At 35.1% G+C, this 18,040-nt stretch carries 13 protein-coding genes and 1 CRISPR repeat array (1 of these 14 only partly in view); of the genes, 5 read left to right on the forward strand and 8 right to left on the reverse strand.

The features are described 5' to 3' along the window. On the reverse strand, nt 1-524 hold a 524-nt coding region (locus tag F6K15_RS14240; protein WP_293061725.1), incomplete at its 3' end, for a Uma2 family endonuclease. Nucleotides 525-731: 207 nt separating this feature from the next. After that, a complete protein-coding gene (locus F6K15_RS14245; protein ID WP_293061727.1) occupies nt 732-1,298 on the reverse strand; it encodes a Uma2 family endonuclease in 567 nt (188 codons plus the stop codon). Nucleotides 1,299-1,785: 487 nt separating this feature from the next. Between F6K15_RS14245 and F6K15_RS14250 the strand changes: the two genes are divergently transcribed. Together F6K15_RS14250 and F6K15_RS14255 are read left to right on the forward strand one after the other, a co-directional pair. Next, complete coding sequence (locus F6K15_RS14250; protein WP_293061729.1) at nt 1,786-3,651, forward strand: nuclease-related domain-containing DEAD/DEAH box helicase; 1,866 nt, start codon at nt 1,786-1,788, stop codon at nt 3,649-3,651. Nucleotides 3,652-3,656: 5 nt separating this feature from the next. Then, entirely contained in the window at nt 3,657-4,919 is a 1,263-nt protein-coding gene (locus F6K15_RS14255; RefSeq protein WP_293061731.1) for a DUF7017 domain-containing protein, read from the forward strand. A 125-nt stretch (nt 4,920-5,044) separates the two neighbouring features. Here F6K15_RS14255 and F6K15_RS14260 read toward each other — a convergent pair whose 3' ends face one another. After that, entirely contained in the window at nt 5,045-6,517 is a 1,473-nt protein-coding gene (locus tag F6K15_RS14260; protein WP_293061732.1) for an aldehyde dehydrogenase family protein, read from the reverse strand. A 910-nt stretch (nt 6,518-7,427) separates the two neighbouring features. On the opposite strand from F6K15_RS14260, the gene F6K15_RS14265 reads away from it, so the two are divergent. Next, complete coding sequence (locus F6K15_RS14265) at nt 7,428-7,787, forward strand: VOC family protein (protein WP_293061734.1); 360 nt, start codon at nt 7,428-7,430, stop codon at nt 7,785-7,787. A gap of 8 nt (nt 7,788-7,795) precedes the next feature. Next, on the forward strand, nt 7,796-9,106 hold the full coding sequence (locus F6K15_RS14270) for a recombinase family protein (protein WP_293061735.1): 1,311 nt from the start codon (nt 7,796-7,798) through the stop codon (nt 9,104-9,106). 502 nt (nt 9,107-9,608) lie between these two features. Here the strand turns inward: F6K15_RS14270 and F6K15_RS14275 are convergent. Both F6K15_RS14275 and F6K15_RS14280 read right to left on the reverse strand, forming a co-directional pair. Beyond that, nucleotides 9,609-11,054 carry a hypothetical protein gene (locus tag F6K15_RS14275; protein ID WP_293061736.1) on the reverse strand — a complete coding sequence of 482 codons (1,446 nt, stop codon included), beginning with the start codon at nt 11,052-11,054 and terminating at the stop codon, nt 9,609-9,611. 506 nt (nt 11,055-11,560) lie between these two features. Further along, a complete protein-coding gene (locus tag F6K15_RS14280) occupies nt 11,561-12,250 on the reverse strand; it encodes a potassium channel family protein (protein ID WP_293061738.1) in 690 nt (229 codons plus the stop codon). 684 nt (nt 12,251-12,934) lie between these two features. Between F6K15_RS14280 and F6K15_RS14285 the strand changes: the two genes are divergently transcribed. Continuing rightward, on the forward strand, nt 12,935-14,620 hold the full coding sequence (locus tag F6K15_RS14285; RefSeq protein ID WP_293061739.1) for a glycosyltransferase family 39 protein: 1,686 nt from the start codon (nt 12,935-12,937) through the stop codon (nt 14,618-14,620). Between the two features lie 687 nt (nt 14,621-15,307). Here the strand turns inward: F6K15_RS14285 and F6K15_RS14290 are convergent. The 3 genes from F6K15_RS14290 to surE all read right to left on the reverse strand — a co-directional run bounded on the left by F6K15_RS14290 (nt 15,308) and on the right by surE (nt 17,554). After that, complete coding sequence (locus tag F6K15_RS14290) at nt 15,308-15,970, reverse strand: GNAT family N-acetyltransferase (RefSeq protein WP_293061741.1); 663 nt, start codon at nt 15,968-15,970, stop codon at nt 15,308-15,310. Between the two features lie 254 nt (nt 15,971-16,224). Further along, entirely contained in the window at nt 16,225-16,641 is a 417-nt protein-coding gene (locus F6K15_RS14295) for a hypothetical protein (RefSeq protein ID WP_293061743.1), read from the reverse strand. A 109-nt stretch (nt 16,642-16,750) separates the two neighbouring features. Then, nucleotides 16,751-17,554, reverse strand: a complete 804-nt coding sequence (gene surE / locus F6K15_RS14300) for a 5'/3'-nucleotidase SurE (RefSeq protein ID WP_293061745.1) — start codon at nt 17,552-17,554, stop codon at nt 16,751-16,753. A gap of 479 nt (nt 17,555-18,033) precedes the next feature. Beyond that, nucleotides 18,034-18,040: direct repeats of the CRISPR family, unit length 36 nt (it continues 399 nt past the right edge of the window).

An 18,040-nucleotide genomic window follows, 5' to 3' on the forward strand; every position in this document is an offset into this window, starting at 1 on the left:
GATATTTCCCAACCAGGGAATAGTTCGGGAATGCTCAATATATCATCTTCTTTAAGTTCAATGGGTTCTCCTGTGGGGCGATAAATTATTACTGTTTCTTCATCGGGATCGATTAATATTGCGACTTGCACCCCCAATTCAATATATTTTAGGAGTTTCTTTTTCAGAGGTGCAACTCTATCGCTTTGAGATTTGATTTCTACTGCTAGATCGGGTACCATTTCTGCAAAGTAGCGGATGCTTCGTGGCAAGCGATCAGCTTTGACAAAAGAAACATCTGGTGCTTTGAGGTTGCTATCAGGTAAGATAAAACCACCAGCAGAGTCAAATACTCGCCCCAGACGACGGGGGTTTATCCAAGCATAAAGGGAAGCGCCTAAACGCATAGTTATTTCGCTCGAAACGATATCTGATGGACCCATAACTGATATTTTTCCACCTTCTAATTCTAATTGATAATCTAAACCAGCTTCGTTGAATAGCGTTTGTACTATTTCTAAGTCTTTGATGGTGACATCCGACATATTTCCTCAGCAATTATTATGATGGTAGGTTGATTTATATTTTAGCAGAAGATGCTACATATTGAAGTCAGGCAGCAAGTGACTATCCAGAGTTTGCTTGGTTCTTAGTTGAGGAAGGTATTGATTCCTTTTTTGTGTAGAAACGAGCGATCGCTCTTTTTGTTAAATATAGATTCTATGTAGTAAAAAGGAACGATATTGGTCGATCTATTCTTCCTCAGCAAAGACGGGCGGCCAAAGTTCGGAAATTGATATTTCCCAACCAGGGAATAGTTCGGGAATGCTCAATATATCATCTTCTTTAAGTTCAATGGGTTCTCCTGTGGGGCGATAAATTATTACTGTTTCTTCATCGGGATCGATTAATATTGCGACTTGCACCCCCAATTCAATATATTTTAGGAGTTTCTTTTTCAGAGGTGCAACTCTATCGCTTTGAGATTTGATTTCTACTGCTAGATCGGGTACCATTTCTGCAAAGTAGCGGATGCTTCGTGGCAAGCGATCAGCTTTGACAAAAGATACGTCTGGTGCTTTGAGATTGCTATCGGGTAAAATAAAACCACCAGCAGAGTCGAATACCCGCCCCAGACGACGGGGGTTTATCCACCCATAAAGGGAAGAAATTAAACGAACTCCTACTTCGCTCGAAACAATATCTGATGGACCCATAACTGATATTTTTCCACCTTCTAATTCTAATTGATAATCTAAACCAGCTTCGTTGAATAGCGTTTGCACTATTTCTAAGTCTTTGATGGTGACATCCGACATATTTCTTCTGATTATATGATGATAGGTTGATTTATATTTTAGCAGAAGATGCTACATATTGAAGTCAGGCAGCAAGTGACTATCCAGAGTTTGCTTGGTTCTTAGTTGAGGAAGGTATTGACTGTACACTCTCAAAAAAATTTTTTGTATACATCAGTGAAAACTAGGTAAATTGATATCAATTTAATCAAAAAAATCAGTATTTTTGTGTAAGATTTGTTTTTTTTATTGTCTATTTTTACTTTAGATATTTAAGTATCAGGTTGAATAAACCCTGCATATTATAACCCTTTATTGACTAAACATAACTACTGTTATTACAGAAGAATTACTTAAATTTTCAAATTTAAGCGATTAAAAGTTTCTGCCTGACTAGGTTAGCAAAAAATCTAGATTCACCAATCAAAAATAATTGACATTGTAGTGTTATAGTGAATATCAATTAGTTCAAATAAGTTTCCAGTTAATTGGTCGATCCAAATTAATTATGGCGCAAATTATTCCTGACAGGATTCCAGCAAAAGCTAGTGCTGGTGAAAAACGGTTGTATAATATTTTATCTAGGCTACCTGATGATTTCTCGGTTTGGTATGAACCTGATATTAATGGGCGTTATCCTGATTTTATAATTTTATCTCCTGATTTTGGAGTGTTAATAATTGAGGTGAAAGGATGGTATTTTAATTCTATTTTGAAGGCTAGTTCATACTCTTTTGAAATTAAATGGAAGCAAGATGGTAGAGAAATAAATAAAACAGAAAAATCTCCCTTGATTCAAGGAAGAGATTATCTCTTAGAACTTATTAATCAACTGCAAAAACGCCAGATTTTGACTCATAGATCGGGTAATTATCAAGGAAAATTATCTTTTCCTCATAGTGTTGGGGCGGTGATGTCTAATATAACTTATAAAAAAGCATCTGAATATCAACTTGACCAACAAATATTACCAATAAAAAAAGTAATTTATAGAGATAAATTATTAAACTGGGAAGAAGGAAAAGTACCAAATGAGATAATTATTCAACGTTTAAAAAAAATGTTTAAATTTCAATTTGAGTTTCCCAAACTAACACCAGATCAAATTACGGATATCAAAGGTTCTATCTATCCTGAAATTGTAATTGGAGAGCAAAAAACTGATGCTGGTACTATCTTAAAAACACTTGATTTTCAACAAGAAACTTTAGCCAAAAGCATTGGAGATGGTCATAGGATTTTCTTTGGTGTTGCCGGGTCAGGAAAAACATTACTATTAATTTCCAGGGCAAAATCTTTAGTTAACCATAACCATAATTATAAAATTTTGGTTGTTTGTTACAATGTCAGTCTTGCAGCTTATTTACGCTCGATTTTACATCAAGATTCACAAAATCCCCAATATCAAAATATAGAGGTTACTAATTTTCATAACTGGGCTAATTCAATTATTGGTTATTCAGAAAATACACAACGTGAAAACTATGATGAATTTATCGCCGAGGCAACTTTAAAACAACTATCGAACTATTCAATTGAGCAAAAATATGATGCTATTTTAATTGATGAAGCTCATACTTTTGTGCCTAGTTGGTTTAAATGTTGTGTTAGTGCTTTAAAAGATAGTGAAAATGGGGATTTAATGATTGTTGCTGATGGTAATCAAGGTTTTTATCAACGTAGTAAATTTATATGGAAAAATGTAGGAGTTAAAGCACAAGGTCGAACAATTAGCAAAAATTTTGATTTAGATAAAAACTATCGCAATACACAACAAATATTATTAGCAGCTTCAGGAATTTTAAAACCAATAAATGATAGAGTTAATCCATCATCAGAAGAGCAAGAAATAAGTTTTCCTCTAATAAAACCTACACAAGCATTGAGAGAAGGAGAAATTCCTCAATTACATATAGCTAGCAATTCAGAACAGGAAGACAAAAGTATAATTCAAACTATTCAAAAACTTCATAAATCAGGATTAGATTTTAATGAAATAGCAATTATTTACCGCTATAACACTAGGCTAAAATCAATCATTTCCATGATGAATCAATATGATATACCCACTTATTGGGTTAGTAAAGATAGGAAAAGTAAAGCAAAGTATAATCTCAATTTAAAAGGAGTGAGAATAATCACTTTTGAATCATCTCTAGGATTGGAATTTAAAGCAGTTTTATTAATTTGGTTAGAACAATTTGATGACTGTATAGGAAAAAATAAAAGTGATGCTGAAATATTAGCAAGGAGAAAAATATATGTTGGGATGACTCGCGCTCAAGAATATTTACATTTATTCTCTAACAAAAATGCCAAAATTATTCCAGAATTAGTTAATGGCAATCATTTTAATATTATTAATGAGGGTTAAAAAAAATGTCTAATAATCTAATTGAACAAGCTCAACAATTTTTAAAACAGGAAAACTTTCCCGCCGCAGGCAAAATTTTTCGTAAATTGTGGGAAGAAGAAAATAATAGCTATGCTGCAAGTCGTTATTTATCTTGTTTACGGAAAGCAGGATATCCTGGTGCTGCCATCAGACAAGGAAAAAAAGCTAAGGAACAATTTCCCGATAACAATTATATTAAAAATGAATTGATTTGGGCTTATTATGACAAGCATATTAAGAATTTTTCAGAAGCAGCACACATAGATAAGTTGATAGAACCAGCTATCAATATTTTAAGTCATCAACCAGATAAATTGCCTAAAGAATTAACAGTTATGGCTGTGGTTAAATTAGCAAAACAAAAAGATGAGTGGCAGATAGTATCAGAATGGTGTGATAAATTAGAGCCACAAACTATAGATAACACCACAATTAATGGTAAAGGAAAATCTAAACAAGAACAATGGTTTTTTGCTAAAGTTAAAAGTTTAATTGAATTAAAATTATGGCAAGAAGCTCGCTCTTGGGCATTAAAAGCCGCCAAATTTTATCCCAGAGAAATTCATTTTTATCGTTGGGCAGCTTTAGCTTTGAAAGGTGATGGAGAAGTAGAAAAAGCTATTAATGAATTAGAAAATATTATTTTAAAGCCAAGGATAGAATGGTATATATTGCAAGATTTAGCAAATTGTTATTCTTGTTTAAACCAACTAGATAAAGCCATAATATTTAGTTGTCGTGCTGCTTTAGCATCAGGAGAATATAAAGCAAAAGTTACTCTATACATGAATATTGCTCAACTAAGTTTAGATACAGGAAATATAGAAATAGCTGTCAGAAATATTGAACTATCTAAAGCTATTCGCGAACAGGAAGGATGGAAAATTAAGCAAGATTTACAACAGCTAGACTCTCAAATATACCAAGAATTAGAAAAATCTCAAAAGACTGTTGAACTTGAAAGTAAAAATATTAATTACCTACTTAAATTATGTCAAAAAGACTGGAAAAAACAGGCTTATTTCAATCTGCCTCAAGAAAGTGGAATGATTAATTATTTACCCCAAGATAAATCTCATGGTTTTGTAATTACTGATGATGGTAAACGAATTTTCTTTTTACAAAAAGATTTACCACCTTATTTGAGAAAAGAAAAGCTAAAAGTAGATTTTAATTTAGAAAAAAATTGGGATAGAAAACAGCAAAAAATATCATTTAAAGCTGTTAATTTTTCTGCCTGTTTTTAATAACCTATAATAACCAGTTGATAACAGTTATTTTAATACTGTTGATAGCCCCAAATATTTTTGTAGGGACGTTCCATAGAACGTCCTATTTTCGGAGATATCTAGTAGTAATAATTAATCATCAACTACATCTTCACAGTCACAGTCTTAGTCTCTGTATACTGCTGTAAACCATACTCTCCCAACTCCCGACCAATACCAGACTGCTTAAAACCACCAAACGGTGCAGCAGCATCAAACACATGATAACAATTTATCCAAACTGTACCAGCACGAACAGCATGAGCCACAGCATGAGCCTTACCTATATCCCGCGTCCACACTCCAGCAGCCAGACCATATATCGTATCATTCGCCCGTTGCACCAATTCATCAATATCCTTAAACTTAATGATGCTCATCACCGGACCAAAAATTTCTTCTCTGGCAATTTTCATCCCATCCTGCACATCAGCAAATACAGTAGGTGCAATAAAATAACCGCGATCGCCAACTCTTGCCCCACCACATAACATCTGGGCACCATCCTGTTGACCAGACTCAATATAACTCATTACTTTATTAAACTGTTCTTCATCTACCTGGGGTCCCTGTTCAGTTCTAGTCGCAAATGGGTCGCCCACCATCCGGCGTTTTGCTCGTTCCACACTCTTAGCAACAAACTCGTCATAACATTTCTCTTCCACAAATAAACGAGAACCCGCATTGCAACACTGACCTTGGTTAAAGAACAAACCAAAATGCGCTCCTTCAATAGCAGCATCCATATCCGCATCTGCAAACACAATATTCGGACTCTTGCCACCGAGTTCTAAAGTCACCCGCTTTAAGTTACTCTTTGCAGCAGCTTCCATAATTAAATGACCTACTTCGGTCGAACCAGTGAAAGCAACTTTATCAATATCGTTATGGTGGGAAATGGCAGCACCAGCAGTTGGGCCATAACCAGACAAAATATTGACTACACCAGGAGGAAAACCAGCTTCCACCGCTAACTCTCCTACCCGAAAAGCTGACAATGGTGTTTGTTCGGCTGTTTTCATTACTAATGTATTACCCATTGCCAATGCTGGAGCAAGTTTCCAAGCTTGCATTAATAATGGGAAGTTCCAGGGAATGATTTGACCGACTACTCCCACTGGTTCGTGGCGGGTGTAGCAAAAGTAGGAACCATTGATAGGGATAGTTTTGCCTTGAACTTTGTCCGCCCAGCCGGCGTAGTAGCGATAACAGGCGATGGATAAACGTAAGTCTGCATTGAGAGAGTCATTGAGTGGCTTACCATTATCTAGGGTTTCCAGTCTTGCCAACTCTTCTATATTTTGTTCCATCAAATCTGCTAACTTGTATAGAAGTTCCCCTCGTTTAGTAGCGGACATTTTTGGCCAGTCACCACTGGTAAATGCTTTGCGAGCTGCTATTACAGCTTTGTCTACATCAGGTGCATCTGCTTCCGCAACGTCACAAATTACTTCTCCTGTTGTCGGGTTAATTGTTTCAAAGCGCTTGCCGGAAACACTTTCTACCCACTCGTTATTAATTAATAGTTTGGTGGGGCCGATTTTAACTTGTTGCTCTGGTCTTGTCGCTATTACCATAAACTTTTTCCTCACTTTGTTGTGAATATAACCTTTCTACCTCTTGGTAGTCTTGTGTCTAAAAAACTTTAGATATTTTTAAGAATACTAGGAGGCTTTTTTGCACTAAATGATGAAAAGAGTCAGTGCAGATAGCATTTCTGTATGTCGGCAAGTCCTACCAACAACCTCAAAAAATGGGGTTGCACATTATGGAATGATATTGCCAAAAATTAGTTGAGAATTTGACTCGAAAAAACCTAATATAGTCATTCTAGAAATTCTTAAATCCAAAATTATGTTCATCAAAAATGTCAAATCATTCGTCACTGTGCAACACCCAAAAAATAGTAGTAATATCTCATTTATACTTAAATTGGGAGCGGCAAGTTATAGGACTGTGCGCAGGCAACAGCTCCGGAAGGGGGAATAAATTGCCGATAACATAAGACTTTTAGCTCTTTGGCCTCTCCTGCAATTTGTAAATATACCAGCGCTCATTGCTATATCAACATTGTTAGGACTTACGCATAAATTTTTTCTCATACTAAAGACATAGGTGTTAATTCCTGTGCTTTTTTTGTTAAGAGTTTCCATCAATATTTATAGCAGAAGGAAAAAGCAAGAAGGAAGAAGGAAAAAATTCACGTTGTCTGAATTTTAAGCTTTTGATATATCCGTACCCTTTGTTTTTACTGCTATATCTATTCCACTATCAGTAAATAGATTTGCTCTCTCAATTACAGCAGTTTTGGAGTTCATGAGGTACAAAATTTTAGGACTTTAGGGAGTAGGGAGTAGGGAAAAAAAAGATTAATTTTAAAACTGTACCTCACGCTTCCTAAAAAGTGCTGTAAATATAAATAAGTGTAGTGTATTATATAGATGTAAAAATTAATAAATAGCCAACTACTTATCCATAATATAAACTATGCAAATAACTCAACCCCTTCATATTGCTCTATTAGTTTCAAAACTCGAAAAAGCCGAACATTTCTATGGTCAAATTCTCCAACTCCCAAAAGTAGACCGCTCCCTTAATTTTCCTGGTACTTGGTATCAAGTAGGCAACTTCCAAATACATCTGATAGTATCAGAAATAATCCCCGATCTAGTTAACTCAGAAAAATTAGGTAGAAACCGACATTTAGCATTTTCTGTAGTTGATATAGATACTGCAAAATCACAACTATTAGCCAATAATTGCCCTATTCAAATGAGTGCGTCAGGTAGAGCTGCATTATTTACCCAAGATCCAGATGGTAATATTATAGAATTAAGTCAACAATAAGATAACCTGTGAGAATTATTGCCTATTCATATACAAACCCCCTGTTTGAAACTGCCCCAGACCCCACAACTTGGGGGTGGGAAGTTGACCATATTTATCACGACTTAGGCGATCGCCAACAACTCCAACAACTCCTACTCGACTGTCAAACTCAAACAGTTAATTATCTGTTAATTCGTAAACTTGAAGAATTAGGAGACTCTGTAGAAGAAGTATGCGATCGCCTGAACAAACTCGAATCTCTCAACATCCAAATTATTCCCCTCGACTCAGATATCAACATCAACCCCGACTCACCAAGCAAAACCTCGCCAAGTAAAATAGACCTACTCAGACTCCTCAACCAAATTCGCCAAAACCAGCACAGTCGCAAAATTCGCACTGCTCACGCTCGCAACCGCATCAAAGCCATACCCCCACCAGGTAAAGCACCCTATGGATATCGCCGAGGTAAAGACCGTTACACCCTTGACAGAAGTGCTGCTCCCGTTGTTAAAGAGTTCTTTGAAAACTTCCTTCTGTTTGCTTCCTTGCGCGGTGCTGTGCGCCATATTCAGAAAAAATACGGCAAAAAAATCTCCGTTACCACTGGACGACGTTGGTTAACCAACCCCGTTTATCGCGGTGACTTACAATATCAAAATAATGAAGTCATCTCCAATACTCATCTTCCCATAATTTCTAGAGAAGAAGCTGCTCAAGTCGAACGTTTGCTCCGACGTAACCGCCGAATGCCACCCCGCACTGCCAGCGCCCCCCATTCTCTAGCCGGTTTAGTTGTCTGCACAGAATGTCAGTCTCCAATGATTACGGCAAAAGTGACTACTTTTCGCAAAGAGAAAGAATATCTTTATTTGCGTCCCAAAAGTTGTTCCCGCAAACCAAAATGTAAAGCTTTAAATTATCAACAAATTTTGGCACAAACTATAGAAATAATTTGTCGAGATTTACCATCGGCGATCGTTGCTTTAGAAATGCCAAATATGGATGGAATTAAGAGTACAATTAAACAGACTATTTCTGAGAAACAAGACATTCTTTTGCAGCTACCAAATCTCACGGCAAATGGCATTTTTGACCAAGAAACTGCCGAACTCCGCACCTACAAAATTAGAACAGAAATTTATCAATTACAAAGTCAACTTAACCAGTTACCACCGGTCAATTTATTAGAGACTGCCAAAGCGGTTTGCATAACCCAATTTTGGTGGGATTTATCAGAGTCAGAAAGGAGATTTTACTTACGCGAATTTATTAGTAGGATAGAAATTATTCGTCAAGATTTAGATTGGCATTTACAAGTTATTTTTATTTTTTAGAAGGAAGAAGGAAGAGGGAAGAAGGAAGAAGTAAAAATCCGGACATGATATACTTAAAAATAGCTGCTCCAGTTAATTTTAGATATTTATATCTATCTTTTTTTCAATATTTATCTCCTATTTATTTTTTAGCGTTGGTAATTTGAGGTATAATATCAAATCCGCCTAATTGCACATAGATCCAATAACGTCATAATCAGGATTTTAAGCTATTAGACATCTCCAATAATAAAAAATCAAATCAATTGTTATACATAAATTATCAATTATTCCCCTCCTGGGAGGGGGAGGGGCTAGGGGTGGGTTGACTCATAAATAATTAAGATTAATATCATACACGCGCTTTACCGAAAAATTGTGGTTGAAAGCCTCCCCACTGCCATTTTCAGGGGATAAAAAGAAAAATTTTCCTTTTAGTCAATCCTATCTGTTTTAAAGAAGAGGTAATTATTAATTATTAATTATTGAACAACGTCCTATTTTTTAATTCTATAAATATTTTCTAATAAATTAAACCAGAAATGCCCCCCATAGATATAGCTATACCACTAATTAGCCAACCCAATATTTTTTTTAATCCTTCTAAATAAGTAATTGATTGACTAACTGAGGTTTTATTTGTTTGTTCTTGACCCCAACCAATAGGTAATTCTAAATTATCTAATGCTGCATTTACCTGATTTTGAATCTCCCCTATTTCTAACTCATTTGGATTAGAATTATTATTGATTAATTCCTGGGAATAACTATTAATTGTCGCCCGCATCAAAAAATCTTTTGATAAATTATCAACTATATTTAATGTATTAATATTGGCAGCTATAGCAATAGTAACGCCAATCAAAAAAGCAACTCCTTTAGCATTACGCTTATAAACACCAGCCGCTCTTTCCATTTTACTATCGAACCATCTCTCAATTTCTTTCTGAAACTGATGTAAAGCATTACCTGTTGCTGAAATTTTTGTTGTCGCTTGTTTTGCTAAAATATATAAACTTTTTTGTAAAGATTCAGGCAATAATTCAATCATTTCAATAGCTTTTTGGTGAATTTCCTTCTTATTATTTTGCAAATCTGTTTGCGCAGCTTTTCCCATTTCCATTATCTCTCTCAAAAACTTGAATAAATTAGAGGAGCTTGGTTCCATTTTAGTTACTAAAACTTTTCTTTCATGGGGATTTTTTAATACTTGTTTGACTAAATTTATTTGGCTATTAAATTCTTTACTATCTTTATCTGGCAAAATTTCTAGAGATTTTTCTGTGTATAAATCTAGCTTATTTAAAGTTCTATCTAATGTTAAATCAAGATTTGCCAAATTGTTTTGATAATCCTGAATATTTTGATTCAACTCTTGATGCAAATTCTCAAATTCAGCCTGAATCTTTTTCTGCTGACTGCTATCTTCTATCTTCAATTTATCTAATATTTTCTCGATCTTTACCAAAATATTATCGGTAAAATCTCTTAATTTATCCTCACTAATCATTTGCATTAATTCTTGCAGCTTCAAAGTATCAATTAAGCTGGCAGCAAATGTATCTGACGGGATATGAGAAGGAGCAGTTTTTTCTGCATCAAAAATATTATTAATTCCACCTACAGCTCGACTTAAATTACCAACCACATGAATTATTTTCCGAAATACTCTTTCTAATGGACCTTTGCCACCACTATAGTTAAGGTTTTTAATTAATTGATTTTGATACAGAGATTTAGTTAGCTTTTGCACTTTTTCAATTTCTGTACTAGATTTAGAATTATTTTTGTTGATATGAGTTTCACCAGCAATTAACTCTTCAATTGATTTTTTTAAATGGGTGGCTCGCCATTGCAAAATTATTGTCAAAATTGATTGAATTTCACTAGCTAGTACACTAAAAATCAGATAAATAAAAAAGCGTTGCTGAATGGTAATGATTTTTAGACTAAGATCAACGTAAAACATAAGTGTTTCAATTTTACCTTCAGCTACTTACCATTACATTTCAGCAACGCCAATAAAAATTAAACCAATGGCAATATCTAAAATTACAGGTAAGTTCATATTAATTTGATTGATTTGATAGAAGGAAGAAGGAAGGAGGAAAAAATGGATGGGAACTCAAACCCCAACCAATTGTAAACACCATTTTTTGAGAATATTACTATCTTTAAAACTACTACTAAATTTTATTAACACAATTCTCCTAGTATAAATATTTGCTAGTGGTTTACAAGTCGTGATATCCTCAAAAAAAGTCAAGTATTCCAGGGAATACAATTTCCTTGAAACTAAGAATTTAAGGTATTTTCTGTTCTCTGTTCCTTGTTCCCCGTTCCCTATCTCTACTCTAAATAACTACATCTACAGGACTACCAAATATTTAACCATTATTTGATTTTTTGTAGCACTTTCTCCTCATAAAAATAGGTTCATTGCGATAGAAAAAGTTGTTTCTTTTTCTCCTCAGACTATTGTTCGCTTTCGTGGCGATCGCCTTTTAATTCAGTAGTATAGAGGCCAACTAATCTAGAAATAAAAACAGCAGGATACATTAAACCTACAATCGCTTCTGAAGTAGCTAAGGTCATAGCAAATTTATTAATGGGTAGAATATCTCCATAGCCTAAAGTTGTTAATGTTGTAAAACTGTAGTAAAAAAGTTGATAATCACTTTCCGCATCTAATAATGATGAACTTTGAAATGCTCCTGGATCGATTGCTAAGATAACATTATATAAGCTAAACCATAAAAAGCCGAAAAGTAAGAAGATGGAAATTCCTCCATTAATTACATCAGCATCGACTCTGGTTTGAGTGAAAATATGACTTCCTATAGCGATAATAGCTAAACATATAAAACCAGAATAGGATAGGTAGGTTAATAAGGTTGTAGTTTCAATGAGAATTGAATTATTGCTGAAGTAAATGCCATGAGAAAAAAAACAGATAAACGCCAATATCCTTAATAAAAGCACCCATTTTTTAGGAATATACAAAGTTTTAATTACTAAAAGATTAGTCATAAGAAATCCCGCACTAAGAACTAAAGAACCGAAAAAATTAGTCGATAGAGGAAATAGTAAAAATAGTAAAATTAAATCAAATAATAGTTGAGTAAATATCGTTTTTTTGTAATATAAGGTTTTGATTGTATTCATATATTTGTTGCTCCTAAGACTGGCAAATAATTATTGGTAATGAAATAGAGCTAAACGGCGGTCATTTTTATTCTTGTTCCACCAATTAAAGACTACATCAAGCTATTTTATATACTATATTTTTTCTGGTAGTCTATTTGATATTAACTATTGTACATTCTAATGATTGATATAATTTACTATACTATATTTTTTGAGAGTACAGTTTTCCTTGTTAATTACTAAACCAAGGGAAACTACAGAATTACCTATTGGCTTTTTTGGACAAATCACTCAAATTTATTACTCTTGGTTTGTGAAGTTTAGATATTAAATATTGAAAATTATTTATAGTTTAGGATAATGCTAAAAAAATCAGGTCTCAAACCTTCCATGTAAGCATTCAGCCATCAGAACTCAGCCAGCCTCCGCAGGAGGAACTGCGAACTTCAGCTATTGCTTCTTTTTAGTTCTAGATCAAAGCTTTACTAATTGAGTGAGAATTAAATTTTAGTATAAAAGCTGGCTGAATACAGTCTATATATTAAAATCCCATCACAAGAGCTGAGAGCTGACAGCTAATAGCTGTTTGCGCAGCATTCCGCAGGAAATGCTTACCCTTCCATTTTAAGGAGATAAAAAAAATCTGCTCTAATTTTAAGTAATCATTATTGTTATTCTAATTTTGACTTTTTCATTGAATAAATGTTTAATAAAATTTTCACCAACAAAAATACCCATATAGATTTACTTATAACTGCCAGCTTATTATTAGCAGCATTATTACTATTTTCTACTAACTTAGACACATTACCTTTGCGAGACTGGGATGAAGGAATAGTCGCTCAAGTAGCTAGAGAAATAACCAGAAAAAATTGGAATTGGCTTTATCCAACTATCAATAATACTCCCTATTTGAATAAACCACCATTAGTACATTGGTCGATCGCTTTTGTCTACAATATCGCCGGAGTAACTGAATTAACCGCACGTTTATTCCCTGCTTTATTCACAACATTCTCTGTACCCTTAATTTATAGTATTGCCAGAGAATTATTTCGCCCCCGCACCCCCGCCATTTTCTCTGCTTTAGTCTACTTAACTTTATTGCCAGTTGTGCGACATGGACGTTTAGCAATGTTAGATGGAGCAGTACTTTGTTTCTTTCTACTAATGATTTGGTGCGTATTACGATCGCGTCGTAACCTCCGTTATTCTCTAGCTATTGGCCTGAGTTTTGCCCTACTTTCCCTCACAAAAGGAATTATTTTAGGATTACTTTTAGGAGCGATCGCTTTTTTCTTCCTCTTATGGGATACTCCCCGACTATTACGTTGTAAATATTTTTGGGGCGGTATCTTACTCGGGATGCTCCCAGTATTTCTGTGGTACACAGCTCAATTTTTCCATTACGGAATAGAATTTTTCCATGCCAACTTTTTCCATCAATCTCTCAAACGTATTTGGCAACCCGTAGGCAGTCACGATGGACCTATTTGGTATTACTTATTGGAAATTCTAGAATCTACTTTCCCCTGGCAACTTTTCTGGTTTCCCGGAATATATCTGAGTTGGAAAAATCGGAATCTCAGTTGGGGAAAATTAGTTTTGGTCTGGAGCGGAATATATTTATTAGCTATTTCCCTGATGAATACCAAACTCCCCTGGTATGTATTGCCTATTTATCCCGCTTTTTCCCTAGCTGTCGGTACTTATCTGACAGAAATTTGGCATCAATTTCCAGTAGATTTGGGATACTTTCGGTTTCCAATTTATCAATATCCTCATACTCAAGGTGAGAATAAAAAACATCCTAAAGGTATCCCCACTATTTATCACCGTCTAGTAGTAGCCATTTTTGCACTCCTCGCCTTACTAACTTGGGTTACTTGGCTTTACTCCAGCGGTATTTTTCATCTGGGAGAGGAAAATCAGACAAAACTAGATTTGTACTTACGGTTAATCTCAATAACTATTGCCTTAACAATGACAATAGCAACCATATTATTAAACCAACAAGACCGTCAATTTTTGCCAATCTTGATTTGGGGAACATATCTTTCACTCCTACTCCTGGTTAACTCCCCTCATTGGAACTGGGAATTACAAGAAGACTATCCAGTCAAACCAGTCGGAGAAATGATTCAGAAATATACACCCCCCGGTCAGATAATTTACTCCTTCGATACCAAAGACCGCCCCTCTTTAAACTTTTATAGCGATCGCCTCATCAAGCGTGTCGGACCACAAAAAATTCAACAACAATGGCAGAGTGAGTCTCAACTATATCTATTAGTTCAAGAATCAAATTTGGATAACCTTACTCTAGAAAATTTGAAAGTTTTGAATACCACTAAAGGATGGGCGTTAGTCAGGAGAGAAGTTTATTAATGGATAATGGATAATGGATAATTAGGGTTTGCTGATTAATTAGGGCTTGCTGATTAAATCGAAAAGCATTAACTGATATTGCTTTTAGGCAATTTATGTCTGGAAAAAGTATGAGCTTTTCAGTTTTTGAGGTTAAAAAAGTGAGGATTTTCGGGTAGCACGGCCGAAAAATCACTCTGACTATTTTTTTGGCCAGTGACTCTGTAATTCCCATTGCTTCTACGTCCTAACTACTCTCTACTGCCTACTCCCTACCCTCACAAAAAGACTTTTTCAGCAAACCCTGATTATCAGAGCATTGAAAAATAAAGGTTTTAGCCTCGTGAGATTCCAAAAAAGTGCCCTTGTTTTAGTCTAAAACGTTCAAAAAGTTAGCATTTTGGGCAAATCAAAGACAGAAAAATTGAGTGACAACTCTTACTTCTACCTCCTCTAAATTCCCCGTTTCTCCTGACTCCTGACTTCTAAATAATTAGGACTTGCTGATTAAATATCACGCGCATTTACTGATATTGGTTTTAACCTTTTTGGGTCTGAAATACCTTGGCTTTCAGCTATTAATGCTCAAAAATTTACCATTTTAGGCAAAAGTTTGGCAAAAAAAAATTACTTTCCTGCTCATTTACTCCCCCGCTCTCCTACTGCTTAAAAAAGACTTTTGAGCGCAAGTCCTAATTAAGATTAGTATCATATAAGTGTTTCATCAACGCCGAAAACTTTTTCCATCAAAATACAGCTTTCATGCTCCTTAATTCCCTCAAATACTTTGACTCCTTTATATTCAAAAGTCTGATAATTTAGAGAAGCTCTATCCTCAAACCCATACTTCCGAAAAATGTGCTGCGATATCTTTCCACTAGCTTCTACTATTGCTGTGGAAAATCCTGCTTGAGCTGCCATCTTGAGATTATTTTCAACTAATTTATCACCAATCTTTCTGCCTCTATATTTTTCTCTAGCTCCCAAGAACAAAACATGAAATATATTGCTATTAACTACTTTTTTTTCCATCTCATACTTCTGATGTAGTTCTTTTAAAACTTGGGAAAAAACGTCAAATTTTTGAGGAATATTTTTGAGTATTTCTTCGTCTGACTCATTTGATAAATGATCTGAAATAATAAACCCTGCTACTTCTGAAGTAACAGAATCTTTGGCAATATGAGAGAATCCTTCTGCTACAGCTTTTTGGCAAATTTTCTCAGCAAGGGGGTAAAAGTCACTAGGAGCAACTTTAAGCAAGCTGAACATAGGTTCTGAACTAGGAAATACATCAACTAAACAATTAATAGTTTGTTCTAAATCTTTTTCCTGTAAAATCTCATATACAATTTCATTTTCTTCTAACATGAGTATATTAATTTCTAAAACTAACTTTATTTAGCCCTTAATTATGCAGTTAGTCTCCACTTCCTATCAGAAAAGGATTTTAGGAGTTCCTGATCAGGGATAGCTTAAAAGGGGAAATTATTGACCTTATTTATTGGTCAACTGGGGTGCTGAAAACTGTTTGGGTTATAAGACGCGAAGTTTCAGGTCGTTGACTATACATAAGCAATTAAACCTTCTTCCTTCTTCCTTCTTCCTTCTTCCTTCTTCAATAACTACTGACCATTTTTATTATTCAAAACCTCTTTCTCTTGCACCGACTCTAATACCCCATCAAACATACCCAATTGAAAATCAAACTTACTTAGACAAGCGATCGCTCCTCCAAACAATATGACACTTCCGAGCGCCACAACTATTGGTAAATACTGCCTGCTCAAATCACGACGTAATCTCGCTAGAGGTCTACTTTGCCTTCTCAGCATTTGTCCAATATCTAGCTGTTGGAGAGCCAGAGGGTCTCTGACATAATGGCCACTCCAACTAATTACCAGATGGGAATGACAATACGGACAAGTAAATAGCCCATTAAATATTTCTAGTGGTTGTGTCGCACTAGAGCGATGACAAATTGGGCAGGTAACAGAATGACTCTTAGATGTGGGAGCGCTCATATTTAAATTTTTATTCAATCAACGAAATTGTTAACTACTCACCTAGATGAGTTTTTCGATCTGCAATTTTGATTATCTTGCCTATTCTTTTCTAGTTTAGCCTTAATTTCTATTCCATTAAAGTGAGCTATTCACGAAAATTATCAATCTTCCATTTTTGGAGATAGCCTAGTTGTTTACCATAGGTAAAATTGTATTGCAAGGGGGTAATTGTAATATATTTTTCACGCATTGCCTGGACATCTGTTGGTAACTTTTCTACTGAGGAGTGGTCGTTGGTTTCTTCCACATCTTCCTGTACCTCTCCAGCTAACCAGTAATAAGTTTTGCCTCGTGGATCGACCCGTTTTTCAAATATATCTGTATAGCGACGAATTCCTTGACGGGTAATTTTTACCCCTGCTATTTCTGTTTCTTTAACTGCCGGAATATTTACATTTAGCAACATGGGATTAGCTAAAGGTTCATTTTCAATTTTATTCACCAAATCTTGAGCAAAATTTACAGCAACTTCAAAGTTTCTAGAAGTATAACTACCAAGACTAAAAGCAATACTAGGAATGTTTTGAACAACTCCTTCCATCGCAGCAGAAACTGTACCGGAATATAAAATATCTGTTCCTAAATTGGGACCATGATTAATTCCTGCTAATACTAAATCTGGCTGAGTTTCTAGTAAGGCAAATAAAGCTAGTTTTACACAGTCAGCAGGAGTCCCAGAGCAGGCCCAAGCTGTGACGGTGTCATCAAAAATTGACTTGACTATTTCTGCCCGAATAGGTTGATGTAATGTTAAACCATGACCCGTAGCTGAACGTTCTTTGTCAGGACAAACTACAACAACTTCATGGCCTACTGCTGCTAAACCATTAGCCAAACTCCGGATACCTTCTGCAAAAATGCCATCGTCGTTACTTATTAATAGTTTCATTTTTGAAAAATAAAAAAGATTGAAGCAAGAATTATTCGCCAAACACAATTTTATGACGGAAAGTTGAAGAGTGGAGCCATTTGGGACTAATTATTTTAGATTTTAGATAAATCTTGATAAAGCTACGAAAAACTTCATTGACAAATTTTGTTGGTAGGAGTTATGAGCAAAGGTATAAAAAACCTCGACAAATGAAGAGTAGTATTTTTTGGGTTAATTCTTATGTGGATTGAGTTGTTGAAAGATGGTTTTTCATCTTTGCATGGTACCCCACATACGCACCTCCAAGAATCGTTGTTAGCGAAGCTTTGCGTTAGCAAAACCCTGATTATGTCGTTGAATTGCGTATGTGCCTTGTGTAGTAAGGGTTTGAGCCTTGTCATTTTGGCAAATTTTGCCTTGTTGACATTTTAATCAAAGGGGGTGCGTATATTGGGGGGTCTGGAACCCTTGCTCTGTGGGGCTTCTAGATCGTAGCTCTTTCCC

Origin of the sequence: Okeania sp. SIO2B3, assembly GCF_010672525.1 — a bacterium.
GTDB lineage: Bacteria > Cyanobacteriota > Cyanobacteriia > Cyanobacteriales > Microcoleaceae > Okeania.

Bases quoted from the DNA above. Each gene is read 5' to 3' on its own strand.
- F6K15_RS14245 (WP_293061727.1), bottom strand. From the start codon at position 1,298: ATGTCGGATGTCACCATCAAAGACTTAGAAATAGTGCAAACGCTATTC.
- F6K15_RS14250 (WP_293061729.1), top strand. From the start codon at position 1,786: ATGGCGCAAATTATTCCTGACAGGATTCCAGCAAAAGCTAGTGCTGGT.
- F6K15_RS14255 (WP_293061731.1), top strand. From the start codon at position 3,657: ATGTCTAATAATCTAATTGAACAAGCTCAACAATTTTTAAAACAGGAA.
- F6K15_RS14260 (WP_293061732.1), bottom strand. From the start codon at position 6,517: ATGGTAATAGCGACAAGACCAGAGCAACAAGTTAAAATCGGCCCCACC.
- F6K15_RS14265 (WP_293061734.1), top strand. From the start codon at position 7,428: ATGCAAATAACTCAACCCCTTCATATTGCTCTATTAGTTTCAAAACTC.
- F6K15_RS14275 (WP_293061736.1), bottom strand. From the start codon at position 11,054: ATGTTTTACGTTGATCTTAGTCTAAAAATCATTACCATTCAGCAACGC.
- F6K15_RS14280 (WP_293061738.1), bottom strand. From the start codon at position 12,250: ATGAATACAATCAAAACCTTATATTACAAAAAAACGATATTTACTCAA.
- F6K15_RS14285 (WP_293061739.1), top strand. From the start codon at position 12,935: ATGTTTAATAAAATTTTCACCAACAAAAATACCCATATAGATTTACTT.
- F6K15_RS14290 (WP_293061741.1), bottom strand. From the start codon at position 15,970: ATGTTAGAAGAAAATGAAATTGTATATGAGATTTTACAGGAAAAAGAT.
- surE (WP_293061745.1), bottom strand. From the start codon at position 17,554: ATGAAACTATTAATAAGTAACGACGATGGCATTTTTGCAGAAGGTATC.